The sequence below is a fragment of the Pseudomonas sp. PICF141 genome (assembly GCF_002286815.1).
In the GTDB taxonomy this organism is placed as follows: domain Bacteria; phylum Pseudomonadota; class Gammaproteobacteria; order Pseudomonadales; family Pseudomonadaceae; genus Aquipseudomonas.
In genome coordinates this window covers 1-26753 of the sequence record NZ_MUNM01000028.1, presented here as the reverse complement: position 1 = coordinate 26753, position 26753 = coordinate 1, and the positions used below count along the sequence as shown (strand labels likewise).

Sequence of the window (26753 nt, the reverse complement as noted above, 5' to 3'; positions counted from 1 at the left end):
AACACCCACGCGTCTTCAGACTTCCGAGTCCCAGATCACCGTGACCCTGCCCGAATAACGGCCGCCCATGCCTGGCAGCAACATGAATTCCATCACGTACTTTGGAACTTCGAAATGCAGAACCCCGGGTGTATTGTCCACATAAAAAGCGGGTTGCAAGTGGAGCGCGTTGGCTTGCCCGGTTCGCAGTCGCCGCCGCTTGACGGGTTGGCCGGCAAGGTCGTTCAAGCCATTGGGCAGACTGACACTGACCTGCAATTCGACGCCACCTCCTGTGTGCGGATTGATGATCTGGCAGTCGGTGACTATCCCCGGCGTTTCACATTCCAGTTGCATCTTGAAGCGCGAAGAAGCCGAGATGTTGAACGTCTGATCACGGAATAAACTCACCGGACGGCGCCCGGCCTGTAGCCAACTTTGCCAGCCGCCGGCCGGAACCAACTGAACTTTTTCACCCCCGGGCGGAATATCGACTTTCAGGATGTGCTGCACATCCAGCACGAAATCCAGGGTCAGGTCCGGATCGTTCGGAATCATGACATCACCGAAATCGAAATCGCCTCCCGGCCCAAGGCGATAACTCAAACTACCGGTATAGAGCCCTGAGAACATGCCTAGCGGATTAGGGGTACGCAGTTCGTAGGCAAAGTCCAGGTAACCGTAGGTCATGCCAGGAATTGTAAAGTTGGCGGTCTTGACGCAAGGGGTTTCATTCGGGGTTTTCCAGAAAAAGGCGTAAGTGCTCGCCCCGTAAAAACCAACGCCCGTGGTTTCGCAAGGCGGCGCAGAATTTACCCAGCCATAACCTTTCCATAGCCTGTTGTGCCCCTCCTGTGCGTTCGAGGCGCCAGTCAGGCTGGCCGCCGTATCACTCAACACATAATTGGAGCCAATGCCGGCAATACGCACTTCGACCGTTTCCATACGTCCTGTCTCTGCGTTCGTGACTGTCAACCTGCGCCAGTTCCCCGGTACCTTGAACATGGCACTGTTACGCGGATCGGCGCCCGCTTGCATGGCCTTGTTCGACTCGAGCCGCGTCATCAAACGCAGACTGAAGGTGTTGCTGGCGCGACAGATATCCGGGTAGTACTCGCAATAACCACTTTCCGGGGTCTTGTTCACGAATTCATTACGTAGCGGGTTAGCAGGATCCGGCGTGAAAAGCGCCCGGATCTCCTGGGTTGCCGCCTCTGCCGAGGGTGCGATGGCCAGCAGCGCCAACAACCGGCCATGGCGCAGCCATCCCCGAAGTGAAGTCTTGAGGTTCATGGTTTGCTCTATGAAAGTTGTTCAGATGAGATAGGGTCAGGGGGCTGCAGCACTGAAAACCAGGTGGACAGTGCCGTAGTAATGACCCGGTTTGTACCCACCTGCCGGAATTTTCGGCTGGATCTCCAGCGCAAAACGCCCGCCTGCCCGCGCCTGAAACCCCGTCACCACCTCTCGGGGTTGTGGGTCATGGCTCAGTTCCTGGCCATTGAAGCTGACACGCAAATAGATGTTCTGGTCCTCATGCCCATTGGAAAGATACGGCTCACTTTCCAGACGGGCCTCAATGGCACTGGTGTCGTGTTTGACGTCGAAGTTTTTGCGCAATCCGCCTAACGTCGATGTGCCGGGATTCCATTGCAGTTGCTGCTCAAGGTGTATCCAGTTCGATTCAGCAGGTATCACGTAGAACCCCAACGTCGGAATATCCACGGACACTTCGAAGGTGTGCTCCTCCCGCGCCGCGAAGACCGACGCGCTGATCAACATCAGAACACCGATGCTCCATGTGAAGACCGATTGCTTGCTCATGTCAGATCCCTGTTGATCATTGCTTGCTGGCGATGCGCAGCGTTTTTTTCTCGCTACCCTCGACCAGATTGAAGCGGTACTCGCGGCCCGGTTTCTTCTCGAACTCGAAACTCTTGCCCGCCAGAACATGGTGCTTGGTGGTCGGCTCGCAATCGGTTTCGACTTTTTTCGAGCAGTTACGAAACTCGTCGATCACCACCACGGTGTTGCCGTTGTTGCGCAAGCGATAACGCTCGGGGCTGTCATCGATCACACTATTGAAACGTGCCTGGCTCGGGCGAACGAAGAACACTGTGCCGAACCCGGTCATGACGTTGACGCCGGCAGAAAGGTTCTTTTTGTACTCGTCGCGGTCCTCCGTGGACACGGCAAACTCGTCTTCCTTTTCCGGCACCACCGGCACGAACCGCACGCGGAAATAGCGCTCGGTGTCGCGATTGCCCATGTGCAGCAGACGCACGCCTTGCATGCCATTGGCCGGTACGATCAAGCGTGCGGGGCTGGCCATCAAACCATCACGGCTGCTCGCATCCGCCTGGGTCTTGACCGGCACTTCACGTGAGCTGCCATCGGCGTCATAAACGATTTCAAGGATGTTGACCTTGACGAACGCGGTGCTGTCGCCGCTGTTGAACACACGCTTGAGGTACGTGCTCTTGTCGCCATCCAGATAGTCGTAAACCGTGCCGACGTTGATTTGCGGTCCGGCCTGAAGGCTCAGGGACAATCCGCTCAATCCCATCAACAGCAACAGACGTCTCATACCTTTGAACCTCTTTGCGTTGAACACAACTCTCTTCCTCACAAACGCTGCAGCACCCATCAGACTTCGGAATCCCAGATCACCGTGACGCTGCCCGAATAAGGGCTTTGCACCTTTTCGCTCAACATCCATTCCACTTCCTCCTTGGGCACTTCAAAGTGCAGAACGCCTGGCGCACGGTCCACATAGAAGCCGGGTTGAAATATTTGCGCGCCAGTCGGTCCTGCCCGTAATCGCCGACGCTTGACCGGTTGCCCCGCCTGGTCCGTCAAGCCGTTGGGCAGACTGACACTGATCTGCAACTCGACAGGCCGCCTGCCTATTGCGTCCTCGATAACGCATTCGAGGGTTGCCCAGGACTCACACTCGACATACATCTTGAAGCGCGACGACGCCGAGATATGGAAGGTCTGGTCGCGGAACAGGCTCACGGGGTTGCGTCCTGCATGTAACCAACTCTGCCAACCGCCCGCCGGGGTCAGCCGGACTTTTTCGCCGCCGGGGGGAATGTCGACCTTGAGGGTGTGCTGAACGTCCAAAATGAAATTAATCGACAAACTGTCATCGCTGGGCAACATGATGTCGCCCATGTCGAAATCGCGCCCAGGGCCGACACCATAGGTGTAAGTGCCGACATACCGTCCGGTTTCCATTTTCAGCGGATCAGGCGTTCGAAGTTCGTAACCGATTTGCAAGGCGTTATAGCGCAGACTTTCAATTCGATAAGCGGCTTTAGGCGCGCAGACGCTGCCTGGCCTGGTCAGCCAAAAGAATGATCGCCAGGTAGGTTCGACATACATGCCGCCGGTATAAGCGCAGGGACTTGGTGGAAAGGTCCAGTTATAGCCACTCCACAGCATTTCGTGCGCCAATGAATTATTAGCCGGCGCCCCTTCGCCAATGATGTTCTGGACGGTGTCAGGCAAGTGATATCGAGCGCCAATTGATGCAATCCGCACTTCAAGCGTCGACCGTGCACCACTCGTCTCATGAACAACTTGCAGTGGCCGCCAATCGGTCGGAGGGTTGAACATTGCCCCCTTGCGCCTATCACTGTGTCCGGCTTCTATCGGAGCGATTGAATTGAATTCGATCGGAACCAAAATACTGAAAATGGACAACTGGTCACAAAAAACAGGGTAAGCGGCGCAGTGCCCGGAATACGGTGTTGTGTTTGTAAATTCATTGCGCATCGGGTTGGCAGGGTCAGGCTTGAACAAGGCTGTTACCTCGATTGATGCCGCGCGTGCTGGCACTGAGGTCGATAAAATCAGCAGCCACGCGATGCAGCCCGACAAGAACAGCCCAATTGCATTGCAAGCGCTCAGCCTTATCCCTTTGTGCAAGAAAAAATAATCCATTGATCAACCCGCCCCATCGTTAATCGTTCGAACGACCGCCAGCGTGTCCGGCGAACAGCGCAGATCGCCGATCATCAGCACGTTGTTTTCACTGCGGTGCTTGTCCACATCCAGGCGGAACTGGCACAACAACTGGTCGGCGTAGCGAACTTCCAGCGTCGGCGAGCCGGCGTTCATTTCCATCGAGAAAAAGCCATCGACTTCACTCACACCGCGACTGGCGTGATTGATTACGTGATGACCTTTGAGCGGCTGGCCTTGCGGGTCGAGCAGGCGCCCGAGCACGGTCAGGGTTTTCATCACCCGCACCTTTCGATACTCCACGCCACCCTTGTTCAGGTGATAGCGAGTGCGGGCCGGTTCGATGCTGGCCGCCGGGGCGTGATTGCCTACAAAATCGAAGCTCACCGAACTGTTCTTGTAGGCCGTGAGCGCAATGAAGTTGCGCCCCGGACGCAACGCCGCACTGCCGCCACTGAGGTCGTCGGCGCGCAGGGCGATACCGTCGATATCGGACTCGACGTCGACAATCATTCCGGCGCCGCGTCCCTGATGCTGGCTGGTCAGGGCCATGTGCTCGCCGCCGACGACCAGGGTGCTGTCGAGGTTCAGGCCACCGGTAAAATTGCCGTTGTAGGACGACCGCTGGACAAAACCATCGCCATTGATCGCGTCGGTGTGAAAGTTCGCCAGGCTCGACAGGCCAACGCCGTAGGTATCGGTAAGCGCAGTCACCGAAACGCTCTGCAGCACATGGTCTTGCAGGTCTTTGCGGTAACCGAGCGAAGCGTTGTTGTCGCGGCTGCCGTCACGGGCCGTACGCGAGCCAATGCTGCCGGACACTTGCTGACCTGGCCCGCCCAACGCCATGTTGATGCTCAGATCGACTCCGCGATTGCGTGCATCACCGCTGCTGAAGCTGCCCGGACGGTCAAACAGCGACAACCGCCAATTGGCATCGCTGCCCAACACTACGGTACGTTGCGTCCAGCCCAGGTCCACGCCCACGCCTTCGGTGTTGCCATCGCTGTGCGAAACCCGGGCGTTGATCGAACTCTGACGGCTGACTCGATGATTGAGCGCCAGCGACGAGTTGCTGGTCTGGCCGGTGAACACGTTGCGTTGGCGTACGCGGGTGCCGTCGGGCAACGTGTCGTAGGTGTTGCGCGTGTCGAGCCAGCTGCGGTTGTGGCTGATCACCAGGCTGCCGGAACCATAGTTGTAGAGGCCTTGCAAATCGGCGCCGGTGCCATGGTCTTCGGTCTGGTACAGGTTGGCGTAAAGGCTGGTGCTGTTGCCCAGGCTCCAATCGATGGAGCTGCCGTATTGCAGCTTTTCACGCACCTGGCGTGCCGACAGTCCGAGGATCACCCGAGGGTGCAGCAGGTAGTTGATCGAGGCACCCGCGGTGGCGTCGCCACTGGCCTGCTGATCCCAGTTGCTGAGCAATTTGCTTTCCTGGCCGGCAAACAGGTTGTAGCGCCAGCGCTCATCGAGGTTGCGCCAGTTGTTGGGCTTGTACACCAGCTCCTGGGTGCTCGAGGTGGTCTGGCCATCTTCGATCAGGCGTACTTCCACTTCGTAAATACCACCGGGTAGCGGCCGGGTATCGAGGGTCTGCAAACCGGCCGGCACCGACTGGGTGTTGATCAGCAGGCCATCGCGAAAAATCTCTACCGAGGCCTGGCGATTGGCGGTGACGTAGATCGGGTAGACGCTGGGTTTCGGACTGTCGATCGCCAGGCTGTCGGAACTGCCATACATCACGCCCACGGCGGTGTCAGGGCTGGTGCCAAATGAACGGGGCTGGCGAGTCAGCCCTTCGGAATTGGGGGTGAAGTAGCCCAGGCGGAAAAAACTGCCTTGCAGTTCGCGCTGGGTGTAAAGCTCATGAACGGCGTGATAAGTCTTGTCGTCCGGCCCGCCCAGGCGCGCCAATTGCATATTGAAGGTCTGGCTCCAGTTGCCCAGGCTGCCACTGGCTTCGAGGCCAAAACGACCGCCCAGGTTCTGGTCCTGGCCGCCGTTGAGGTTGAGCTGGTTGCGCACCATCAAGCCACTGCTGCCGCCTTGTGGCTGGTCATAAAAACGCCTGGCTTCGCTGTCGCGTTCGGCGTTTTCGGTGACGATCGAAAGCAGAGAACTTTCGAGGTTGTAATGAACGGCCAGCATTTGCTCCGGGCATTGGCCAGTGCAGGCGCCCAGTGCCACACCGGGTTTCAGGATGTCGGCCCAGGTGTCACGCTCGCTGGCGCTGAAGCGGCTGTCGCGGGTGTCGGTGAAGTCGAGCAACGAGACCCGGTCGTCACGAGACAACACAATCATCGCTTCACCCAACGGTTGTTGATCCAGCTCGACCCGAACCGCCAACGGAACATCGAAAAAATGTTCCTCGAAATCCGCCGGCAAACCTTTGGCCTGGGCCAGTAAACTTCGAGGCGTATTATCAACGGATAGGGGCGCCGCAAATGCACTGCTACATAACAACAGCGCAAGCGCCGCCGCGATGGGCGTCATCGGGAACATGAACGAATACTCTGATTACAAAAAAAGTTGAATCCCGACCGACAAGTTGATGGATTGCCGGCCGGTCACGTTACTTAAGCAAGTAAGCGCTTATGACCCTTGATCAAATTCAAAGAGCAACGGGAGGAACAGCGTCAAACATCATGGTCACCGCACCGGTGTAATCGCCCGGAGCGAAAGTGGTGCCAACAGCCTTGATATTGAGTGGCGCACGGTAATTGACGTTCGACTCGGTCTCGCCAACCACCATTTGCGGTGTAGTGGAAAGGACCACACCGTTGAGCGCCACTTGCAAGTCGATCGATGTCGCCCCCGCAATCAGCTTCGGCACGCTTTCAAGGCTGGCGTGCACCGAACCGTTGTTGTTACGCATGTCGAAGAAGCCGTTGACCTCGCCCATGGTGCCGGTGGACGGCCTGTAGCTCATGTCCTGATCCTTGTTGACCAGGTCCGGATCGACCGGGACCACGTAGAAGCCATTAGTCGGTACATGCGCAACCAGACTGATGGAATGGCGGGCTTCACCTGCGGCAAACACGACGGAAGAGCTCAGAGCCAGAACAGCCAGAGGAGCAGCAAACGCGATTTTCTTGAACATAGTCATTACCTGTTTTTTTGAAAGAGTCGATTCATTAAAAGTTTCAGGGAGCCGACAGTCACGAGCAGCCGCTCTTTATCTGAACTTTCAACGCCGAAGAATGATCGACCAATTATTCTGGAAAGTAAGCAGGCAAGTTCCGGCGAACCTGTAGCCAAAGCACCATGGCGATAGCAAGAAAAAACCCGCAATAACACTAAAACCGATGGATGACTGTAAGAAACAGATTACAAACAGGAGGTGATACGCAATAACAACACAACAATGAAAGAGCAACTTCCGTAAGACCGATACCACATACCCCGAAAACAATAGCCGAAAACACTACATTAGAGAGTTAACACTAATTTCAACGTTTGTACCTGCATCAAACACCCTTATTTTTGATATTGAGAGGTTTTGAGCAGACGCCCACTGACGTCGCTTGACGTTGGCCACTGGTCAGGAGGTCTTGTCTTTTTCATAAGATATATCTTAAGTTGTATCTAAACACGACGAGAGAAAGCAAAAATGAGAGACCATCATTCCCCCCACCGCGAACACGGTGACAGCCGCGACGGCTTCGAAAGACGCCCTGGCCGCGAACGCGGTGGACGCGGGCCCCGGGTCTTCGCCCCCGGCGACCTGAAACTGTTGCTGCTGGCCCTGATCGCCGAGCAGCCGTGCCATGGCTATGACCTTATCCGCCAGATCGAAAGCATGTTCGACGGCGCCTACAGCCCCAGCCCCGGCGTGATCTACCCGACCCTGACCTTCCTTGAAGAAAGCGAAATGATCCTGGGCGACGCCGAAGGCGGAAAAAAACGCTACAGCATCACCGACGCCGGACGTCTGTCTCTAAGTGAACAAGCGATTGCCCTGGACGGTGTGCGCATGCGTATCGAAGTCAGCAAGCGTTCGTTGCGCGGCCATGACCGTCCCGCCGAAATTCACGAGGCGGTGCACAACCTGCGCCATGCCTTGCAAATGCACCATGGCCGCTGGAGCCCGGAAGAAATCCTGCGAGTGCGCGATCTGCTCAACAACACCGCCAAGGCCATCGTCGACGGCCCCGCTGTTCAACCTGTTCAGGAGAAAACCGAATGAGCGACATGATCCTGCAATCGCCCTCCATTCACCGCGTCATGCACGAGCTCAAACGCCGTCGCCTGGAAGTGTTGCGAGTGGTCGACCTGACCCCGCGTATGCGCAGGATTACGCTGGGTGGTCCTGAGCTGGCGGGCTTCGTCAGCCTGGGAACGGACGATCATGTCAAACTGCTGTTCCCCCAAAACGCGGCAGAACAGGCGGCGCTGGAAAACCTGGTCCTCGGTGCCGGCAAGGACAACGGACCGATGCCCGAGATGCGCGACTACACCCCGCGCCGCTATGACCTCGACACCCTGGAACTGGACATCGACTTCGTGCTGCACGGCGATGGCCCTGCCTCGACCTGGGCCGAACAGGCCAAACCGGGCCAATTTCTGCACATCGCAGGGCCACGGGGTTCAATGATCGTGCCGGACATCTTCGACAGTTACCTGCTGATCGGCGATGAAACCGCCCTGCCCGCCATCGCCCGCCGGCTCGAAGGCCTGGCTGCCAATCGGCGAGCACTGGTGATCGTGGAAGTGGAAAACGGCGCCGAACAACAACGCCTGGAAAGCGCGGCCCAGGTCGATGTGATCTGGGTGTTGCGCGAGAGAGGCAGGAACAACCTGCTGACCACCGTGCAACAGATCGAGGTGCCTGATGGCAATCTGTATGCGTGGGTGGCGACTGAGTCGAAACTGTCGCGGCAGATTCGCCGGGTATTGCTCGATGAGCAGGGCCTGAACGAGCAATTCGTCAAAGCGGTCGGCTACTGGCGGCTGGATGACAGCGACGAAGAATAACCACAAACCCAAATGTGGCGAGGGGGCTTGCCCCCGTTCGGCTGCGTAGCAGTCGCAAAATCAGCAAACGCGGTGCGCCAGAAAAATCGGTTGCAGGCTTAAGCACCGCTTCGCGGCGCAACGGGGGCAAGCCCCCTCGCCACAAGGCACCCTGTCCCCAATCCAAGCAAGCTCGCCACAGTCAGTGGCGTTGTTCACTGCCGATCCATGCGCCACCGATCCAGCCCGACCACCAACACTGCAATCAGCACAAACCCCGCCAACAATCCCCCGGCATTCACAAACACCTGTGCATAACCCAGTTTGTCCACATCAATGAACGGATACGGATAAACCGCCAGCAGATGCCCGCGCCATAACGCATAGCCGAAGTACACCAGCGGATAGGTCACCCACAGCGCAATGTGCCGCAGGCGCAACGTACCTTTGGGCACACAGCACCACCAATAAACCAGAAACAGCAGAGGCATGACGTCGTGCATCAGCTCATCGGCCAGCCATTGCCAGCCTTCCGGATGCCACAAGTGGCGCAACAATAGGCTGTACGCCACGCCGACCACGGCGATGCTCACCGCAATCCCGCTGCTCACCCAGGGCTGCAAAAACCAGCGCCGCGCCGCCGATTCTCGGGACGTCAGTTCACAGGTCAGCACCACCGCCACCAACGTGTTGGTCAGCACAGTGAAGAAACTGAAAAAACTCACCAGCCCACCCAGCAGACTGGCCGCAACACTCCAGCGCAAATAAAGAATCAGGTACAGCTGAATGCTCAGACCCGCCCAGCCCAGAATCGCCGCCACGGCAACACAACGACGCCTCGCGGCAGCAGCTGGTGCCGAAGGTTTGACCATGCTCAGACCGGTCGCTTGGTGCGCATCAGCTTCACGTACAAGCGCTCGACCTTCTCCCGCGCCCATGGGGTTTTGCGCAGGAATGTCAGGCTCGACTTGATGCTCGGGTCACTCTTGAAGCAGCGGATATCGATGCGCTCGGCCAGCCCTGACCATTGGTAGTGTTCGACCAGGGTGTTGAGGATCTGCTCCAGCGTCACGCCGTGCAGCGGGTTGGTGTTCTGTTCGGTCATGCCGGGCCTTCGAGCGAGTGGGAATTGGAAGCCGCGCACCTTAGCCGAGGGCTTCGTTGGGGGGAAGCTATCTGTTGGCTCTGTGTTAAATGTAGGTGACCTTGAAAAGATCGCAGCCTTCGCCAGCGCCTGCAGGGGAAGCGCCTACACCCGTGAATGTTCGAGCGACCACAGACTCTTTTCTGCACACTATTACCAAATCCGAAATGATCCATGTCAGTAAAACCCCTTTCTCTATGTGTAACAGAACATTATCCTTACGCCCGTCCAGCTGAAACGCTTCTCCCCTGCTTCATTCAGTTCACTCCTTTTAGAAAAAAGACCAAGAATTTCTTCTCTATGCCTGATTTTCAAACTCCGCGAGACAGCGCTGTCTTATCCCCTGTGGCCAGTCGAAAAGCCCTGAACCTGATGGGCGGATTCACCGCGTTGGGCTTCGCCTCTTGCATCCAGGCTGCGCCGGCCTTCGATAGCGATTCGCCGTGGATGCTCGGTGACTGGAACGGTACGCGCACCGAACTTTCGCAAAAGGGCTACGACTTCAAGGTCGATTACACCGGTGAAATGGGCAGCAACCTGCACGGCGGCTATGACCATGACCGCACCGCTCGCTACAGCGATCAGTTCGGTTTTGGCACTCATCTGGACTTGCAGAAGATTCTCGGCTGGGACGACGCTGAATTTCAGCTGACCATCACCGAGCGCAATGGCAATAACATCAGTAACGATCGGATCAACGATCCGCGGGTCGGCGGTTTTACCTCGGCTCAGGAAGTCTGGGGCCGCGGCCAGACCTGGCGTCTGACACAGATGTGGTATCAGCAGAAATTCTTCGATCACAAGCTCGATATCAAAGTTGGCCGCTTCGGCGAGGGCGAAGACTTCAACAGCTTCCCCTGCGACTTCCAGAACCTGGCGTTCTGCGGCTCCCAGGTCGGCAACTGGGCTGGGGACATCTGGTACAACTGGCCGGTCAGCCAATGGGCGATGCGCGTCAAATATCACCTGACGCCAGAGTTCTATGCGCAAGTCGGGGCTTACGAGCAAAACCCGTCCAACCTGGATCGCGGCAACGGCTTCAAACTCAGCGGCAGCGGCACCCAGGGCGCGGTCCTGCCGGTGGAACTGGTCTGGACTCCAAAACTCAATGGCCTGCCAGGTGAATACCGTGCCGGTTATTACTACAGCAACGCCAAGGCCAGCGATGTCTACAAGGACAGCAACGGCCAGCCAGCGGCCTTGACTGGCGAGGCTTATCGCAGCGCATCGAGCAAGCACGGTGTGTGGCTCGGTATTCAGCAGCAATTGACCAGCCGCGCCAGTGATCACTCACGGGGCTTGAGCGTGTTCGCCAACGGCACGATGCACGACAAAAAGACCAACGCCATCGATAACTACGTCCAGGCCGGCGTCGTCTACAAAGGCTTGTTCGATGCCCGCGCCAGGGACGACATCGGTTTTGCCCTGGCCCGTGTTCACGTCAACCCGGCCTTTCGCAAGAACGCCCAGGCCACCAATCAGGCCCACGCCGTCTTCGACTACGACGACCCCTCGTTCCTGCCGCCGCAAGACACCGAATACAGCAGCGAGCTCTACTACGGCGTGCACGTCACGAACTGGCTGACCGTGCGCCCGAACCTGCAATACATCCGTCACCCCGGTGGCGTGGACAAGGTCGACGACGCGCTGATTGGCGGGATCAAGATCCAGTCATCGTTCTAATTAAAACCATAAGACTTGTGGGAGCTGGCTTGCCTGCGATAGCGGTGGGTCAGCCGACACTTTTGCCAACTGACACACCGTCATCGCAGGCAAGCCAGCTCCCACAGGGATTGAATCAACCGCACACCTTTCTTAACTGAACCCTGCCCGCACCAGATCGTCATCTACAGTGAACTGGCGCGGGCTTACTTAAAACGTCACGGAGAACCACACTATGAGCGCTGATGGTGCTTTCAGTCGAAGCCGTCTGCTGCCGAGCCTGCTCGGTATCGTGCTTCTGCTAATGGGCCTGGCCTTGCTGGCCGGGGGGGTCAAACTGAGCATGCTCGGCGGCTCGCTGTATTACCTGCTGGCCGGTATCGGCCTGATGCTGACCGGGGGGCTGCTGCTTGCTGACCGTTATGTGGCGCTGAGCCTGTACGCGGTGGTGCTGTTAGCCAGCACGGTCTGGGCATTGTGGGAAGTTGGCCTGGACTGGTGGCAGCTGGTGCCACGTCTGGCGCTGCTCTTTGCCCTCGGTATCGTCATGCTGCTGCCATGGTTTCGTCGCCCATTGCGTACCGGCCAATTCAACCCGATCGGCACCGGTTTACTGAGCGCTGCCGTGGTTATCGCCGGTATCGCCGCGCTGGCCAGCCTGTTCACCAACCCCGGTGAAATCAAAGGCGAACTGGATCGTGACGCCGTGCCTGGCATGAGCAACACCGCCCCAGCCATGCCTGATGGCGACTGGAACTCCTACGGCCGCAGCGCCCATGGCGATCGCTATTCGCCACTGGCGCAAATTACCCCGCAGAACGTCAACAAACTAGTGCCCGCCTGGACCTACCGCACCGGCGACCTGCCAGGGCCGAACGACCCGGGCGAAACCACCGCCGAAAACACCCCGCTCAAAGCCAACGGCATGCTCTATGTGTGCACGCCGCACAGCCAGGTGATCGCGCTGGACCCGGACACCGGCAAGGAACTCTGGCGTTTCGATCCGAAGCTCTCCACGCAAAACGCGGCGAACTTCAAGGGTTGGGCACACATGACTTGCCGTGGCGTGACCTATCACGATGACGCCGTCTATGCGTCCGAACAAAGCCCTACCGGCACTGCCAACGCGCCAGTGGCCAGTGTCTGCCCGCGCCGGATCTTCCTGCCGACCGCCGACACCCGCCTGATCGCCCTGAACGCCGACACCGGCAAAATGTGCGAAGACTTCGGCAACGGTGGCCAGGTTGACCTGACGACCAACATCGGTGAATTCACCGCCGGCGGTTATTACTCCACTTCGCCGCCGGCGGTCACCAAAGACCTGGTGGTGATTGGCGGCCACGTGACCGACAACGTTTCCATCGACGAACCAAGCGGCGTGATCCGCGCGTTCGACGTGCACACCGGCAAACTGGTGTGGAACTGGGACAGCGGCAACCCGGACGACACCACACCGATTGCCGAAGGCAAGGTCTACACCCGCAACTCGCCGAACATGTGGTCGATCTTCAGCGTCGATGAAAAACTCGGCATGATCTATCTGCCGATGGGCAATCAGACTCCGGATCAGTTCGGTGGCGCGCGCACCCCTGAATCGGAACTGCACGCCGCTGGCCTGACCGCGCTGGACATCGCCACCGGCAAAGTGCGTTGGCACTTCCAGTTCACCCACCACGACCTGTGGGACATGGACGTCGGTGGCCAGCCAACCCTGATGGACCTGAAAACCGCAGACGGTGTGAAACCGGCAGTGCTCGCGTCCACCAAGCAAGGCAGCATCTATGTGCTGGACCGCAGCAATGGCCAGCCGATCGTGCCGATCAAGGAAATCCCGGTGCCGCAAGGCGCAGTGGAAGGCGACTACACTTCGCCGACCCAACCGATGTCTGACCTGAACTTCGTGCCGCCGACCCTCAAGGAACGCGACATGTGGGGCGTGACCCCGTTCGATCAGATGCTGTGCCGGATCGACTTCAAATCCCTGCGCTACGATGGCATGTTTACCCCGCCGTCGCTGCAAGGCTCGATCGTTTATCCCGGTAACTTCGGCGTGTTCGACTGGGGCGGCATTTCCGTCGATCCGGTGCGTCAGATTGCGTTTGTGAACCCTAGCTTCATGGCGTTCAAATCGAAACTGATTCCGGCCGCCGAAATCGCCAAACAAGGCCCTCGCGTCAGCGAAACCGAAGGCGTGCAGCCCAACAAAGGCGCGCCTTACGGGGTGATCCTCGAAGCCCTGCTGTCGCCAATGGGCCTGCCGTGCCAGGCACCGGCCTGGGGTTACGTGGCGGCGGTCGATTTGACCACCAACAAAACCATCTGGATGCACAAGAACGGCACCGTGCGCGACAGCTCGCCGGTTCCGATCCCTCTGAGCATGGGCGTGCCGAGCCTGGGCGGCGCCTTCACCACTGCCAGTGGCGTGGCCTTCCTGAGCGGCACCCTCGACCAGTACCTGCGCGCCTACGACGTGAAAAACGGCAAGCAATTGTGGGAAGGCCGCCTGCCAGCAGGCGCGCAAACCACACCGATGACCTACACCGGCAAAGACGGCAAGCAATACGTGCTGGTTGTTGCGGGCGGTCACGGATCGCTGGGCACCAAGCAAGGTGACTATGTGATTGCGTACAAGCTGTCGGAATAAGCGCTAGCGGCAGTTAAAGGAAAGGCGACTCCTGTGAGGGGGTCGCCTTTTTTGTGCTCGATTGCTTCAGGTCACTCATCCCCTGTGGGCGCTGAACACACATGCTGAAATATCCTGCCCCATTGAAACCACCCCCCACCTGCCCCATCTAAGACCCATACCCCATTGCGCAGGTGCCTCATGACCGACCAGCAAGAATTCCCCGAAGACACGAGCGAATACGCCGAAACAGACAACGTTCAACACCACTCCATTGGCAAAGGTCTCGCCCTGCCTGGCCAGAACCTGCCAGACAAGGCCTATATCATCCCGATCCATAACCGGCCCTTCTTCCCCGCGCAAGTATTGCCGGTGATCGTCAACGAAGAGCCTTGGGCCGAGACCCTCGAACTGGTGAGCCAATCCGACCACCATTCCCTGGCCCTGTTCTTCATGGACTCGCCCCAGGAAGACCCGCGCCATTTCAATACCAAAGCCCTGCCGGAATACGGCACCCTGGTCAAAGTCCACCACGCCAGTCGCGAAAACGGCAAACTGCAATTCGTCGCCCAGGGCCTGACCCGGGTGCGCATCAAAACCTGGCTCAAACACCATCGCCCGCCATACCTGGTGGAAGTCGAATACCCGCACCAGCCCACCGAGCCGACCGATGAGGTCAAGGCCTACGGCATGGCGCTGATCAACGCGATCAAAGAACTGCTGCCGCTCAACCCGCTGTACAGCGAAGAGCTGAAAAACTACCTCAACCGCTTCAGCCCCAACGATCCATCACCGTTGACCGACTTCGCCGCCGCCCTGACCTCGGCCACTGGCAGCGAACTGCAAGAAGTGCTCGACTGCGTGCCGATGCTCAAGCGCATGGAAAAAGTCCTGCCGATGCTGCGCAAGGAAGTCGAAGTCGCGCGCCTGCAAAAAGAAATCTCCGCCGAAGTGAACCGCAAGATCGGCGAGCATCAGCGCGAGTTCTTCCTCAAGGAACAGCTCAAGGTCATCCAGCAAGAGCTAGGGCTGACCAAGGATGATCGCAGCGCCGACATCGAACAGTTCGAGCAACGCCTGACGGGCAAGGTGTTGCCGCCTCAGGCGCAGAAACGCATCGAAGAGGAAATGAACAAGCTGTCGATCCTGGAGACCGGCTCACCGGAATACGCGGTAACCCGCAATTACATCGATTGGGCGACCTCGGTGCCCTGGGGCGTATACGGCGAGGACAAACTCGACCTCAAACACGCGCGCAAGGTACTGGACAAACACCACGCCGGCCTTGATGACATCAAGGACCGCATCCTCGAATTCCTCGCGGTCGGCGCCTATAAAGGCGAGATCAGCGGCTCCATCGTGTTGCTGGTCGGCCCGCCAGGCGTGGGCAAGACCAGCGTCGGCAAGTCCATCGCTGAAACCCTGGGCCGGCCGTTCTATCGCTTCAGCGTCGGCGGCATGCGCGACGAAGCGGAGATCAAGGGCCATCGCCGCACTTACATCGGCGCGCAACCGGGCAAGCTGGTCCACGCGTTGAAAGACGTCGAAGTGATGAACCCGGTGATCATGCTCGACGAGATCGACAAAATGGGCCAGAGCTTCCAGGGCGATCCGGCCTCGGCGCTGCTGGAAACCCTCGACCCGGAACAGAACGTCGAATTCCTCGACCACTACCTGGATTTGCGCCTGGACCTGTCGAAAGTGCTGTTCGTCTGCACCGCCAACACCCTGGATTCGATTCCCGGCCCGTTGCTGGACCGGATGGAAGTGATTCGTCTGTCGGGCTACATCACCGAAGAGAAAGTCGCCATCGCCAAGCGTCACCTGTGGCCGAAACAGCTTGAGAAAGCGGGCGTGTCCAAGGGTAGCCTGAGCATCAGCGACAACGCATTGAAAGCCTTGATCGACGGCTACGCCCGTGAAGCCGGGGTGCGGCAGCTGGAAAAAAACCTCGGCAAACTGGTGCGCAAAGCCGTGATGAAGCTGATTGACGAACCGAAAGCGGTGATCAAGCTCGGGCCGAAAGACCTGGAAGCCTCACTCGGTCGACCGGTGTTTCGCAACGAACAAGTGCTGTCCGGCATCGGCGTGATCACCGGGCTGGCCTGGACCAGCATGGGTGGCGCGACCCTGCCGATCGAAGCCACGCGCATTCACACCCTCAACCGTGGCTTCAAACTCACCGGGCAACTGGGAGAAGTGATGAAAGAGTCGGCGGAAATTGCCTACAGCTACGTCAGCTCCCATCTGAAGCAATTCGGCGGTGATCCGACGTTCTTCGATGAAGCCTTCGTTCACCTCCACGTACCGGAAGGCGCCACGCCGAAAGACGGCCCGAGCGCTGGCGTGACCATGGCCAGCGCCCTGCTGTCCCTGGCTCGCAACCAGCCACCGAAAAAAGCGGTGGCCATGACTGGCGAACTGACGCTGACCGGGCATGTCCTGCCGATTGGCGGGGTGCGCGAGAAAGTCATCGCGGCACGGCGACAGAAGATTTTCGAGTTGATCTTGCCGGAGGCAAACCGTGGCAGTTTTGAAGAGCTGCCGGACTATCTGAAGGAAGGGATCAGCGTGCACTTCGCCAAGCGCTTTGCGGATGTGGCGAAGATATTGTTCTAACCCCCGTAACTGATCGTTCCCACGCTCTGCGTGGGAATGCCGCCCGGGACGCTCCGCGTCCCTTCACCAGCGTGACGCAGAGCGTCACAGGATGCATTCCCACGCAGAGCGTGGGAACGATCATCCCCCCATTCCCGGATTGTCACACTTTGTCTCATCTTCAGTTATGCTCGCCGTTCGTCGTGAATGCCGGAGCCGCTGACTCATGTCCCCTACCCGCCTGTTTATCCCGCTCGTCCTCGCCCTGCTGAGCGGTTGCGCCACGCAATCGAAACACAACGTGACCGTGGAAAAACAAAGCGAATGCCCGGTGCAACTGAACAACGGCCAACACTTGATCCTGACCCTGCCCAGCAACCCCACCACGGGTTACCGCTGGACAATTCAGGATTCGGCCGGTGGTGTGTTGCGCGCGCTCAGCCCCGAGGTTTACAGCAATCCGGAAGACGCAGGGGTGGTCGGCAGCGCCGGCCTTTCGACCTGGCGTTTCCAGGCCTTTGCCACCGGCACCGGTCGTTTGCGACTGACCTATTCACAACCGTGGGCACCCGAAGTGCCAGCGGTAAAAACCTTCGACTGCGCCATCGCGGTTAACTGATCATGGGTTGGCTGATTCTGGCGCTGATGGGCGCAGTGACCTTTCTGTATGGCCTGAGCGTGCATGCCACGCTGCTTTGCCTGCTGGTCAAACCGTTGCCGGTGCTGGCCCTGCTCGGTTGGTTGCACGACGCACCGCCCAGTGACTACCGGCGCTGGATCAGCCTGGGTTTGATTTTCTCCCTGATCGGCGACGTGCTGCTGGCATGGCCGGGGGATTTGTTCGTGTTCGGCCTTGGGGCGTTTTTGGTCGCGCATCTGGCGTACCTGAAAGCTTACTTAAGCGATTGCCGACGTCTGGCGCTGTTGCCGTTGATCCTCGCGCTGAGCGTGGGCTCGGTATTGCTGGGGATCCTGATTTCCAATGGCTTGGGTCCGTTGCTGATCCCGGTGATCGTCTACGGGCTGGCCATCAGCGCCATGCTCTGGCGCGCCTTGGCCCGGCTCGGCACCGACGTGCCCAAACGCTCGGCGCTGCTGGCGGCGGGGGGTGCGCTGGCGTTTGTGTTTTCTGACAGTGTGATTGGCATCAACCGGTTTGTATCACCGTTCAACGCAGCACCTTATGTGATCATCCTCAGTTACTGGCTGGGGCAATGGGGGATTGCGGCGTCGGCGTTTCCTCAGAAGTCTTGTAGAGGTCGCTAATCCTCAGGCCCCCAGGCACAACGTACTGACTGCGTAGCTCTGCCTGGCTATTAGAAAACGGTCTAAACAACTGTCATTCCTGACAGTAGCGAACCTGTTTCATCGCTCATAAAGTCCCTTGTAATCCAGCAGGCAATAAAGCCTACCGGGCACTCAGGGACTGATCATGAGCACAGCGACTCCACACACAGAAAAAACACATCGGGCTACGACGGGCACATTCACCGCCACGGTTAATGACGAACCGAACTTCGACGCTAAAGACGTATCTGTGACCCTTCAGCCGTCGATAGAAATCCATGGGATACAGGACAGCTTCGACAGCCCAATACGCACAATCAGCATCGGCCTGGCTCCCGATATCAAAAATGGCGACTATGTATTCAAAGAGCATGATGAAGTGCGCCAGATGCAAGTGATTGCGTCATCAAGTAGCAGCCTCTATGTCACTCTCGCCGCCACCCTGCATGTAGATTTTGATCCCGCGAACGAACACTACGCGGGCCGTGCGAATATTGAGGCTGAAGATGTCTTCAATGGTGGCCGCATTATTAATATTGAAAGCGCATTCGACCTTCATGGTGTGACAAGCCTCAAATAGCAAAAGAAATAGCCAACGCAGGCCTGCCATCCATCACTACCTCGGTAATGATGGTTGGCAGGCCTCACCACAGCGCTTTATCCGACAACCCAAGCATCCCCCCGTCAATTTGGCTAAAATGCCAGCCTTTTCCACCCATGCCGCTGGAACCGCCGTGAGCAAAGAATCCGATCGCCTTTTCGCCCAGCCTTTGGCCCAGGTGCCTGACTTCGCCTTTAACGAGGACGTGGTGCGGGTGTTCCCGGATATGATCAAGCGCTCGGTGCCGGGTTATCCGACCATCGTGGAAAACCTCGGCGTGCTCGCCGCGCAGTTCGCCCAGCCCAACAGCGTGCTCTACGACCTGGGCTCTTCGCTGGGCGCGGTGACCCAGGCCCTGCGCCGTCACGTGCGCACCGACGGCTGCCGCGTCATCGCTGTGGATAATTCCGCCGCCATGGTCGAGCGTTGCCGCGAGTACCTCAACGGCCAGAACTCGATGTTCCAGGAGTTGCTGCCGGTGGAAGTGATCGAAGGCGACATCCTTGCGCTCGAGTTCCAGCCAGCCTCAGTGGTGGCGCTGAACTTCACTCTGCAATTCATAGCCCCCGACCAGCGCACCGCGTTGCTCTCGCGTATCCGCCAGTCGTTGTTGCCCGGGGGCGCGCTGATCCTTTCGGAGAAGCTGCGCTTCAACGATCCTGAAGAACACGCGCTGCTCACCGACCTGCACGTGGCCTTCAAACGCGCCAACGGCTACAGCGAACTGGAAATTGCCCAGAAGCGCAGCGCCATCGAAAACGTCATGAAGCCCGACAGCCTCGAAGAACACCGTGAACGCCTGCTGGCCGCCGGGTTCTCGAAAGTCGTGCCGTGGTTCCAGTGTCTTAACTTTGCCTCGTTGATTGCCTTGCCATGATTGATCTGTCCCCCCTTGCCCGCCGCCTGGCCGGTACTCCGCTGGCCGAATGGGCCAACACCCTGCAAGCACAACTCGACAAGAAAATGGAAAAAGGTCACGGCGACCTGGAACGCTGGCAGAGCGCGCTGGACGCGTTGCCGAAGATTCAGCCTAGCGAAATCGATTTGTTGAACGGCCTGAAACTGGACACCGATTGCGACGTCGAGACCCGCGCACAAATGCGCACCGCACTGATGGGTTTATCGCCCTGGCGCAAAGGCCCGTTCGACCTGTTCGGCGTGCACGTCGACACCGAATGGCGTTCGGACTGGAAGTGGTCGCGGGTTGCGCCGCATCTGGATCTGAAGGGCAAACGCATCCTCGATGTCGGCTGCGGCAACGGTTATTACATGTGGCGCATGCTCGGCGCCGGGGCCGACAGCGTGATCGGCGTCGACCCCAACTGGCTGTTCTTCTGCCAGTTCCAGGCGGTGCAACGTTACCTGTCCGAGCCCAATGCCTGGCACTTGCCGTTTCCCTTTGAGGATCTTCCCCCCAATCTGGAAGGCTTCGACACCGTGTTTTCCATGGGCGTGTTCTATCACCGCCGCTCGCCGATCGAGCATTTGCTGGCGCTGAAAGATTGCCTGGTCAAGGGCGGTGAACTGGTGCTGGAAACGCTGGTGATCGAAGGCGATCAACAACAGGTGCTGGTGCCGGAAGACCGCTACGCGCAGATGCGTAACGTGTGGTTCCTGCCATCGGTGCCGGCGCTGGAACTGTGGCTGCGCCGCGCCGGCTTCAGCGACGTGCGTTGCGTGGATGTGAGCGTGACCACGGTCCAGGAACAACGCGGGACGGAGTGGATGAAGTATCAGTCGTTGAGCGATTTCCTTGACCCGCAGGATCACAGCAAAACCATCGAAGGGCTGCCGGCGCCGATGCGCGCCGTCATCGTCGCCCGCAAGTGAAACCCCGATCTCCCAAACACCCAATAAACCTGTGGGAGCGGGCTTGCCCGCGATGGCGTCGGCAAATCAAACATTGATGTCGACTGAACCCCTGCTATCGCGGGCAAGCCCGCTCCCACAGGTATCAGTGTTTACTCTGAAGGTTTTGCTCGGCGAGCCTTGAAAAACTCACTCAACACCGCGCCACACTCCTCCGCCAACACCCCTCCTTCATACAACACCCGATGATTCAAAAAGCCTTGGGTAAAGAACTGCCCCTGGCTTTGCACAATCCCGGCCTTGGGCTCCAGCGCGCCATACACCACCCGCGCGATCCGCGAATGCACGATCAGCCCGGCGCACATGCTGCACGGCTCCAGTGTCACGTAGAGCGTGCTGCCCGGCAGGCGATAGTTGCTGGCGGCCTGGGCGGCGGCGCGGATCGCGACCATCTCGGCGTGGGCGCTGGGGTCGTTGCCGCTGATCGGGCAATTGAACCCGCGCCCGATGATCTCACCGTCTTGTACCAGCACCGCGCCCACCGGCACTTCACCCAGCGCCGCGCCTTGAGCGGCCAGGGCCAGGGCTTCGCGCATGAAGTCACGATCACGGCTGCGGTCGATAATCGCTGCGGGGCGAATCTGACGCATCACGCCACCTCGATGGCGGCCATCAGGCCGGTTTCCATGTGGTCGATCACATGGCAGTGGAACATCCAGACCCCAGGGTTATCCGCCACCAGCGCCACTTGCGCCCGCTCGTTCTTGCCCAACAGATAGGTGTCGGTGAAGTACGGGATGACCTTGTGCCGGTTCGAGGCAATGACTTTAAAACTCATGCCGTGCAGGTGGATCGGGTGCTGGTACTGAGTCATGTTTTTCAATTCGAAAATATAGCTTTTGCCCTTTTCGAGCTTGGCAATCGGTCGATCGGCGCAGGTCTTGTCGGTGATGTCCCAGGCCTTGCCGTTGATCTGCCACAGGCTTGGCGGCTTGCCGTTGTCGACATTCACCGACACCGAACCCACCCATTCAAAATTGAAGTTGAGTTTCTCGGCATTGGCCAGGTCCGGCTCGGCCACCGGGTTGGCGGGCAGCGCCGGCGGCCACTCGGTCGGTGCATCGGTGTTGGCCACTGAACGGAAGGTGCCCAGGCGTACCGGGCCGTTGCGCAGGGACAATTCTTCACCGGCCGGCGGTGCCTTGATCGCCAGGCAAATACGCATGCCAGGACCCAGCCAGTATTCCTTGCCCAGTGGGCGCGGTTCAATCGGATTGCCATCCAGAGCATAGATCTGCGCTTCGACGCCAGGGATGTTGAGGCGGTATGTCAGCGTATTGTCGAGGTTGAGCAGGCGTACGCGAGTGATCTGCCCGGCGGGCAAGTCGATCACCGCTTGTGAGACGCCGTTGATGGTCGACAAGCCCCCCGCCGTGCCGCCACGGGCTGCTTCGCGAGGAATGCTGAACGCGACGAAAGCGCCCTCTTCATCGACGTGCCAGCTCTTGAGACTCAAGGTTTTTTCGTATTTGAAACCGGTGGGCTCGCGCTCTTCGATGATCAGTGGGCCGACCAGTCCCCGACCGAGTTCTTCGCTGCTGTTCACGTGCGGGTGATACCAGTAGCTGCCGGCGTCGGGTACGCGGAATTTATAGTCGAAGTACTCGCCCGGCAGCACCGGCAATTGCGAGACATACGGCACGCCGTCCATCTCCAGCGGCAGACGAATACCGTGCCAGTGAATGGTGGTCGCCACCGGCAGATGATTGATGAAGCGCACCCGCAACCATTCGCCCTGACGCACGCGCAACTCAGTGCCCGGTGCCGATGGGCCGAACGCCCAGGCCGGCGTCTTGTGCCCGGCCACCAGCTCGACGTCCAGCGGAGCGGCGATCAGCTCGTAGTCGTGGCCGGCGTCAGCATCGGCCATTTTGCCCAGCCAGTAACGCGACGCGCCCCCGGCCCCCACGCCAACCACCACAAGACCGGCCAGGCCACCGAGTATTTGTCGACGGGTAAAGGACATGAACTCAACTACCTCACGTATCAGCCACAGGCAAGGGGCCTGCAAAAGGCGAATACGATACACCTGCGGTTGAGAAACAGTAAGGGCAGCGCGGCGGATGGTCACAGTCAAAGCCCGTCTGGCAATGCGCTGAAATGAAACCCTGTGGCGAGGGGGCTTGCCCCCGTTCGGCTGCGAAGCAGTCGTAAAATCATCCAGCACGATGTGTCAGACGTAATGCGATTGCAGGGTTTAGGGCCGCTTCGCTGAACGTTACTTAGTCGCCGTTAATCAGCGAATCCCCCTACATCCATTTCCACCTTTCCCGACTTCTTTCCTGATCCATCCCCCGCAAAGTCCCCGCGCCTGATTTTCTGCCCCAGATAAGGCCTGTTATCTCTGAGGCAGATAGATTTTATGACCGCTTCGCGCTCAATCGCGGGCAAGCCTCGCTCCTACAGGATTAAGGTCGTTCCCATATTTAGCGGTCTGCCTCGATTCCGTAGGAGCGAGGCTTGCCCGCGAAGGCGGTCTTACAGAACGGTGAAATTTCTGGAAATGCGCTCCATCGATAGTCTCTGGTGGTCACTGAAAATTCAGTGGTGGGGTGTAGGAACCCTTCAAGACTAGAGAGGACGCTTTGGCGTCGACACCTGAATTGCGGCCATCACGTGTGTCCGTAAGATCAGTTGCGGCGGCTGTGCGCGGGCTTCGGTGTGGTCGAGTTCTCTGGTCTCGATATTCCTACCCCGCGTATAGCTGCCACCCAAGCCTGTAGGAAGGCCGATGGTAGCTCCGCTTCTACCAGAGGTCTAAAAATGAAAAGTCTTCACCCCGATCCACCCTACGAAAACGGCCTTCGGACTAAAGTTGCTGAATGATCGTTCCCACGCTCTGCGTGGGAATGCAGCCCGTGACGCTCTGCGTCACATCGGTGTCTGGCTCGACAGCGGCGGTGGCTGGAACGCGGAGCGTCCCTTGAGGCATTCCTACGCGGAGCGTGGGAACGATCATCCTGTTTGTCAGACATACCGTGGTGTTTGGTTTGGCGACTGCTGCGCAGTCGAACGGGGGCAAGCCCCCTCGCCACAGGTAATCCCTTTCACCACAGAATTATGGCTGAATACCGATGATCAGATGCACTGAATACCGATGATCAGATGCATCACCCCATCCTCCAGCATCATCACCCCCGGCACCCCTGCCGTCGCCAAAGCCTGCCGATCCATCCGCGCCACATCCCGCAATTCCACCCGCACTCTGGTCAGCGCCACCGGCTGTTGCGACTTGAGGTTATCCACTCCGCCAAGCGCGGCGACGATGTTCGCGGCCAAACCGCCAACAGGCTGAGTCTCCATTTTCGGCTCGTCCACCACCAGGTCCGGCGTCAACGCTTTCCAGAACGCTCGCTGCATTTTCTCGAACATGCTCAGTTCTCCAGAACCAGTGAAGTATCGACCGTGGCCTCGTGGTGCAGCCGCAATGCCTCGCGCACTTGTTCGGCACTTTCCAGCCCCAGCACTTGCTGGGCGATGGCTTGGCAGTCCAGCAGGTCGACTTCGCGAACCGCCGCCTTGATCGCCGGAATCAACGGCACGCTCACCGACAACTCATCCACCCCAAGCCCCAGCAACAGCGGCACCGCCAGCTTTTCCGAAGCCAGGGCGCCGCATACTCCGACCCATTTGCCATGGGCATGGGCGGCTTTCACGGTGGTGGCAATTAAGCGCAATACCGACGGATGAAAACTGTCGGCCTGACTGGCCAGCCGTGGGTGATCGCGATCCATGGCCAAGGTGTACTGGGTCAGGTCGTTGGTGCCGATGGAGAAGAAATCCACTTCGGGCGCAAACAGGTCAGCCATCAGCGCCGCAGCGGGTACTTCGATCATGATCCCCAGTTTCGGCAGTTCAGTCAGGCCCAATGCCAGCGCCTCTTCTTCAAGTAGCTGGCGAGCCAGCCGCAACTCCGACAGCTGCGTGACCATCGGCAGCATGATGTGCAGGCGAGCCAACCCGGCGCTGCTCAAGATTGCCTTGAACTGATCGCGCAACAGTTGCGGACGCTCCAGGCACAAACGAATGCCACGCATGCCCAAAAACGGGTTGGTTTCGCGCTCCATCGGCACATAGGCCAAGGGTTTGTCACCGCCGACATCCAGAGTTCGCACCACCAGGTTGCGCGCTGGCCCCAGAGTGCGGGCGATGGCGCTGTAGGTGGAGGCCTGCTCGTCATGGCTTGGCGCGTGGTTGCGGTCCAGATAAAGAAACTCCGAACGCAACAGACCAACGCCCTCGCCGCCCAGCGCCATGGCCTGTTCGGCTTCAGCCAGGGACGCGATATTGGCGGTGATTTCAACGTGATGCCCATCGCGTGTACGGGCCGCCAGTCCTGCATTTTCCAGCTCGTATTGCTGGCGTTGCTTTTGCGATTGACGCTTGGCTTGCAACTGCTCAATGGCAGCCAGCTCGGGATCCAGCTGCAGCTCGCCCTTGTCGGCATCGAGCAACACCCGGGTGCCATTGCTCAATGTCAGGACTTGAACCGGCAAGCCGCAGATCGCCGGCAAACCGAAGGCCCGCGCCAGAATTGCCACATGGCTGGTGGCGCCACCGCCGACCGTCGCGAATCCGAGTACTTTGCGCGTGTCCAGGCCAGCCGTTTGCGAAGGCGTCAGTTGCTCGGCAATCAGAATCGCCCCGTCCGGCAACTCCATCGCACGATCTTCTACGCCGAGAATCAGCTTGAGCACCCGTTGACCGACGTCGGCCAGGTCTGCGGCGCGTTCCGCCAGCAGGGCGTTACCAAGGCCTTTGAACAAGGCTGCCGTCGACTCGGTGGCCGCGCGCCAGGCGAAACCGGCGCTTTTGCCTGCATCGATCAGTGCCAATGCCTGATCCAGCAGGCCAGGGTCTTCGAGCAGTTCCTGATGAGCCTTGAAGATGTCTGCCTGAGCGTCACCCGTGGCCTTTTCGCGCAACTGCTGCAAGGCCAGGACCGCCTTGGCCAGCGCTCGGGACAGATGCTCACGCTCAACCTGAGGGCTGACGCCTGACTCGCTCACCTCCAGGGTCTGCTCGGCAATCTGCACCACCTGGCCAAACGCCGACCCCGGCGATGCACAGACGCCGCGCAACACCGTTAGCGATGATACCTGCGCGGCAACTGGCGCAACCTCTGCCATCACCGTCACGGTTTCTCCACAACCGGCGGCCAGCAATTCGGCCAGCGTCTTGATCGCCACTTCGGCATCCGCGCCCGCCGCGCTGACCTGCAGGACGTCACCATGGGCGGTCTGCAACGCCATGATCGCCACCAGGGATTTGGCGTTCGCGCTGTCCTGCTGTTTATGCAGGCAAATGCTCGCCGCAAAGCCTTTCGCCGCCTGGGCAAACACGGCTGCGGGGCGAGCATGCAAACCGTTGATGTTGGGCAGCGTCACCGGTTTGGAAAACAGCGCTTCGCCCTCCTGCGCAATCCCTTCATCGGCCGCCCCTTCAGATGAATGCAGACTCAGCAGCGGCTGACCACTTTCCACCCCACCCGTTTCGGGCGTCAGCCAGGTGAACGGCTCGCCGCTGACCACCAGCATCAAGGTCAACAAACTGCGGGCGTGCAAGGCGATGTAATCGGCGTCGAATTCGATCAGTGCCTGCCCCACCACTACGCGCTGACCTTCTTCCACCAATCGGGTGAAACCCTTTCCCGCCAGGTTCACGGTGTCGAGGCCAATGTGCATCAACACCTGCACGCCATGGTCGTTGGTGATGCTGACGGCGTGCCCACTGGCCTGCACATTGCTGATCACGCCGGCCAGCGGTGCGCACAAGGTTTGTGAAGTCGGATCGATGCACAGACCGTCGCCGATCACGCGACTGGAAAACACCTGATCGGGCACCTGATCCAGCGGCATCAGCACGCCGGACAAGGGTGCCAGCAGTTGCAATTGTTGGGGTGTGGCCATGACGTCACCTGCTGTTTTGTTCTTTGAAGTGCTGATGGAGCGCGAGGCTCCGACAGCATCGCTTATTTCCACCAATACTCGACCTGCAATCCGACGTTCGAACCGTGCCGCGCCGAGCCGAAGGCGCCGGTGTCGGACAACGCCGAACCCGCCGCC

Annotated in this window: 23 protein-coding genes; 10 read left to right on the top strand and 13 right to left on the bottom strand. The window is 59.0% G+C overall.

Annotated elements, in window-relative coordinates:
* Nucleotides 1-15 precede the first annotated feature (15 nt).
* The 6 genes from BZL43_RS05455 to BZL43_RS05430 form a co-directional block, all read right to left on the bottom strand.
* Nucleotides 16-1272, bottom strand: coding sequence for a hypothetical protein (locus BZL43_RS05455; RefSeq protein ID WP_095631363.1), 1257 nt, complete (start codon nt 1270-1272; stop codon nt 16-18).
* A 36-nt stretch (nt 1273-1308) separates the two neighbouring features.
* A complete protein-coding gene (locus BZL43_RS05450) occupies nt 1309-1803 on the bottom strand; it encodes a CS1 type fimbrial major subunit (protein ID WP_095631362.1) in 495 nt (164 codons plus the stop codon).
* A gap of 16 nt (nt 1804-1819) precedes the next feature.
* The gene (locus BZL43_RS05445; RefSeq protein WP_095631361.1) at nt 1820-2566 is read right to left on the bottom strand and encodes a pilus assembly protein; all 747 of its coding nucleotides are present in this window, start codon (nt 2564-2566) and stop codon (nt 1820-1822) included.
* 59 nt (nt 2567-2625) lie between these two features.
* Nucleotides 2626-3927 (bottom strand): hypothetical protein, encoded by a 1302-nt coding sequence (locus BZL43_RS05440; RefSeq protein ID WP_256582807.1) that lies wholly within the window; start codon nt 3925-3927, stop codon nt 2626-2628.
* Between the two features lie 3 nt (nt 3928-3930).
* A complete protein-coding gene (locus BZL43_RS05435) occupies nt 3931-6453 on the bottom strand; it encodes a CS1-pili formation C-terminal domain-containing protein (RefSeq protein WP_095631360.1) in 2523 nt (840 codons plus the stop codon).
* A gap of 109 nt (nt 6454-6562) precedes the next feature.
* The gene (locus BZL43_RS05430; RefSeq protein WP_095631359.1) at nt 6563-7051 is read right to left on the bottom strand and encodes a CS1 type fimbrial major subunit; all 489 of its coding nucleotides are present in this window, start codon (nt 7049-7051) and stop codon (nt 6563-6565) included.
* Between the two features lie 510 nt (nt 7052-7561).
* On the opposite strand from BZL43_RS05430, the gene BZL43_RS05425 reads away from it, so the two are divergent.
* On the top strand, nt 7562-8137 hold the full coding sequence (locus BZL43_RS05425) for a PadR family transcriptional regulator (RefSeq protein ID WP_095631358.1): 576 nt from the start codon (nt 7562-7564) through the stop codon (nt 8135-8137).
* On the top strand, nt 8134-8925 hold the full coding sequence (locus BZL43_RS05420) for a siderophore-interacting protein (RefSeq protein ID WP_095631357.1): 792 nt from the start codon (nt 8134-8136) through the stop codon (nt 8923-8925). The genes BZL43_RS05425 and BZL43_RS05420 overlap by 4 nt, the downstream gene beginning before the upstream one ends.
* A gap of 194 nt (nt 8926-9119) precedes the next feature.
* On the opposite strand, the gene BZL43_RS05415 is transcribed toward BZL43_RS05420, so the two are convergent.
* Both BZL43_RS05415 and BZL43_RS05410 read right to left on the bottom strand, forming a co-directional pair.
* Complete coding sequence (locus BZL43_RS05415) at nt 9120-9776, bottom strand: Pr6Pr family membrane protein (RefSeq protein WP_095631356.1); 657 nt, start codon at nt 9774-9776, stop codon at nt 9120-9122.
* Between the two features lie 2 nt (nt 9777-9778).
* Nucleotides 9779-10009: a VF530 family DNA-binding protein gene (locus tag BZL43_RS05410; protein ID WP_095631355.1), complete on the bottom strand. Its 231-nt coding sequence runs from the start codon at nt 10007-10009 to the stop codon at nt 9779-9781.
* Nucleotides 10010-10348: 339 nt separating this feature from the next.
* Between BZL43_RS05410 and BZL43_RS05405 the strand changes: the two genes are divergently transcribed.
* From BZL43_RS05405 to cmoB, 8 genes are all read left to right on the top strand, one after another.
* Nucleotides 10349-11731, top strand: a complete 1383-nt coding sequence (locus BZL43_RS05405) for a carbohydrate porin (protein WP_095631354.1) — start codon at nt 10349-10351, stop codon at nt 11729-11731.
* Nucleotides 11732-11945: 214 nt separating this feature from the next.
* Nucleotides 11946-14354, top strand: coding sequence for a glucose/quinate/shikimate family membrane-bound PQQ-dependent dehydrogenase (locus tag BZL43_RS05400; protein WP_095631353.1), 2409 nt, complete (start codon nt 11946-11948; stop codon nt 14352-14354).
* A gap of 180 nt (nt 14355-14534) precedes the next feature.
* Nucleotides 14535-16952, top strand: a complete 2418-nt coding sequence (gene lon / locus BZL43_RS05395) for an endopeptidase La (protein ID WP_095631352.1) — start codon at nt 14535-14537, stop codon at nt 16950-16952.
* A 205-nt stretch (nt 16953-17157) separates the two neighbouring features.
* Nucleotides 17158-17550, top strand: a complete 393-nt coding sequence (locus BZL43_RS05390; protein ID WP_095631351.1) for a protease inhibitor I42 family protein — start codon at nt 17158-17160, stop codon at nt 17548-17550.
* Between the two features lie 2 nt (nt 17551-17552).
* A complete protein-coding gene (locus BZL43_RS05385; RefSeq protein ID WP_095631350.1) occupies nt 17553-18197 on the top strand; it encodes a lysoplasmalogenase in 645 nt (214 codons plus the stop codon).
* A gap of 166 nt (nt 18198-18363) precedes the next feature.
* Nucleotides 18364-18798: a hypothetical protein gene (locus BZL43_RS05380; protein WP_095631349.1), complete on the top strand. Its 435-nt coding sequence runs from the start codon at nt 18364-18366 to the stop codon at nt 18796-18798.
* Between the two features lie 118 nt (nt 18799-18916).
* A complete protein-coding gene (cmoA, locus tag BZL43_RS05375) occupies nt 18917-19696 on the top strand; it encodes a carboxy-S-adenosyl-L-methionine synthase CmoA (protein ID WP_177409314.1) in 780 nt (259 codons plus the stop codon).
* On the top strand, nt 19693-20649 hold the full coding sequence (gene cmoB / locus BZL43_RS05370) for a tRNA 5-methoxyuridine(34)/uridine 5-oxyacetic acid(34) synthase CmoB (protein ID WP_095631347.1): 957 nt from the start codon (nt 19693-19695) through the stop codon (nt 20647-20649). The genes cmoA and cmoB overlap by 4 nt, the downstream gene beginning before the upstream one ends.
* Nucleotides 20650-20780: 131 nt before the next feature.
* On the opposite strand, the gene tadA is transcribed toward cmoB, so the two are convergent.
* The 5 genes from tadA to BZL43_RS28375 form a co-directional block, all read right to left on the bottom strand.
* On the bottom strand, nt 20781-21278 hold the full coding sequence (gene tadA / locus BZL43_RS05365; RefSeq protein ID WP_095631346.1) for a tRNA adenosine(34) deaminase TadA: 498 nt from the start codon (nt 21276-21278) through the stop codon (nt 20781-20783).
* Nucleotides 21278-22654, bottom strand: a complete 1377-nt coding sequence (locus tag BZL43_RS05360) for a multicopper oxidase family protein (RefSeq protein ID WP_143517830.1) — start codon at nt 22652-22654, stop codon at nt 21278-21280. The genes tadA and BZL43_RS05360 overlap by 1 nt, the downstream gene beginning before the upstream one ends.
* Nucleotides 22655-23766: 1112 nt before the next feature.
* Nucleotides 23767-24060, bottom strand: coding sequence for a PTS transporter subunit EIIB (locus BZL43_RS05355; RefSeq protein WP_095631344.1), 294 nt, complete (start codon nt 24058-24060; stop codon nt 23767-23769).
* A 2-nt stretch (nt 24061-24062) separates the two neighbouring features.
* Entirely contained in the window at nt 24063-26597 is a 2535-nt protein-coding gene (gene ptsP, locus BZL43_RS05350) for a phosphoenolpyruvate--protein phosphotransferase (protein ID WP_095631343.1), read from the bottom strand.
* Between the two features lie 62 nt (nt 26598-26659).
* A partial coding sequence (locus tag BZL43_RS28375) for a carbohydrate porin (protein ID WP_143517829.1) occupies nt 26660-26753 on the bottom strand: 94 nt, incomplete at its 5' end.

Bases quoted from the DNA above. Each gene is read 5' to 3' on its own strand.
- BZL43_RS05455 (WP_095631363.1), bottom strand. From the start codon at position 1,272: ATGAACCTCAAGACTTCACTTCGGGGATGGCTGCGCCATGGCCGGTTG.
- BZL43_RS05425 (WP_095631358.1), top strand. From the start codon at position 7,562: ATGAGAGACCATCATTCCCCCCACCGCGAACACGGTGACAGCCGCGAC.
- BZL43_RS05430 (WP_095631359.1), bottom strand. From the start codon at position 7,051: ATGTTCAAGAAAATCGCGTTTGCTGCTCCTCTGGCTGTTCTGGCTCTG.
- lon (WP_095631352.1), top strand. From the start codon at position 14,535: ATGACCGACCAGCAAGAATTCCCCGAAGACACGAGCGAATACGCCGAA.
- BZL43_RS05380 (WP_095631349.1), top strand. From the start codon at position 18,364: ATGAGCACAGCGACTCCACACACAGAAAAAACACATCGGGCTACGACG.
- BZL43_RS05410 (WP_095631355.1), bottom strand. From the start codon at position 10,009: ATGACCGAACAGAACACCAACCCGCTGCACGGCGTGACGCTGGAGCAG.
- BZL43_RS05390 (WP_095631351.1), top strand. From the start codon at position 17,158: ATGTCCCCTACCCGCCTGTTTATCCCGCTCGTCCTCGCCCTGCTGAGC.
- ptsP (WP_095631343.1), bottom strand. From the start codon at position 26,597: ATGGCCACACCCCAACAATTGCAACTGCTGGCACCCTTGTCCGGCGTG.
- BZL43_RS05405 (WP_095631354.1), top strand. From the start codon at position 10,349: ATGCCTGATTTTCAAACTCCGCGAGACAGCGCTGTCTTATCCCCTGTG.
- cmoA (WP_177409314.1), top strand. From the start codon at position 18,917: ATGCCAGCCTTTTCCACCCATGCCGCTGGAACCGCCGTGAGCAAAGAA.
- BZL43_RS05415 (WP_095631356.1), bottom strand. From the start codon at position 9,776: ATGGTCAAACCTTCGGCACCAGCTGCTGCCGCGAGGCGTCGTTGTGTT.
- BZL43_RS05435 (WP_095631360.1), bottom strand. From the start codon at position 6,453: ATGTTCCCGATGACGCCCATCGCGGCGGCGCTTGCGCTGTTGTTATGT.
- BZL43_RS05360 (WP_143517830.1), bottom strand. From the start codon at position 22,654: ATGTCCTTTACCCGTCGACAAATACTCGGTGGCCTGGCCGGTCTTGTG.
- BZL43_RS05445 (WP_095631361.1), bottom strand. From the start codon at position 2,566: ATGAGACGTCTGTTGCTGTTGATGGGATTGAGCGGATTGTCCCTGAGC.
- cmoB (WP_095631347.1), top strand. From the start codon at position 19,693: ATGATTGATCTGTCCCCCCTTGCCCGCCGCCTGGCCGGTACTCCGCTG.
- BZL43_RS05385 (WP_095631350.1), top strand. From the start codon at position 17,553: ATGGGTTGGCTGATTCTGGCGCTGATGGGCGCAGTGACCTTTCTGTAT.
- BZL43_RS05400 (WP_095631353.1), top strand. From the start codon at position 11,946: ATGAGCGCTGATGGTGCTTTCAGTCGAAGCCGTCTGCTGCCGAGCCTG.
- BZL43_RS05450 (WP_095631362.1), bottom strand. From the start codon at position 1,803: ATGAGCAAGCAATCGGTCTTCACATGGAGCATCGGTGTTCTGATGTTG.
- BZL43_RS05440 (WP_256582807.1), bottom strand. From the start codon at position 3,927: ATGGATTATTTTTTCTTGCACAAAGGGATAAGGCTGAGCGCTTGCAAT.
- BZL43_RS05355 (WP_095631344.1), bottom strand. From the start codon at position 24,060: ATGTTCGAGAAAATGCAGCGAGCGTTCTGGAAAGCGTTGACGCCGGAC.
- BZL43_RS05420 (WP_095631357.1), top strand. From the start codon at position 8,134: ATGAGCGACATGATCCTGCAATCGCCCTCCATTCACCGCGTCATGCAC.
- tadA (WP_095631346.1), bottom strand. From the start codon at position 21,278: ATGCGTCAGATTCGCCCCGCAGCGATTATCGACCGCAGCCGTGATCGT.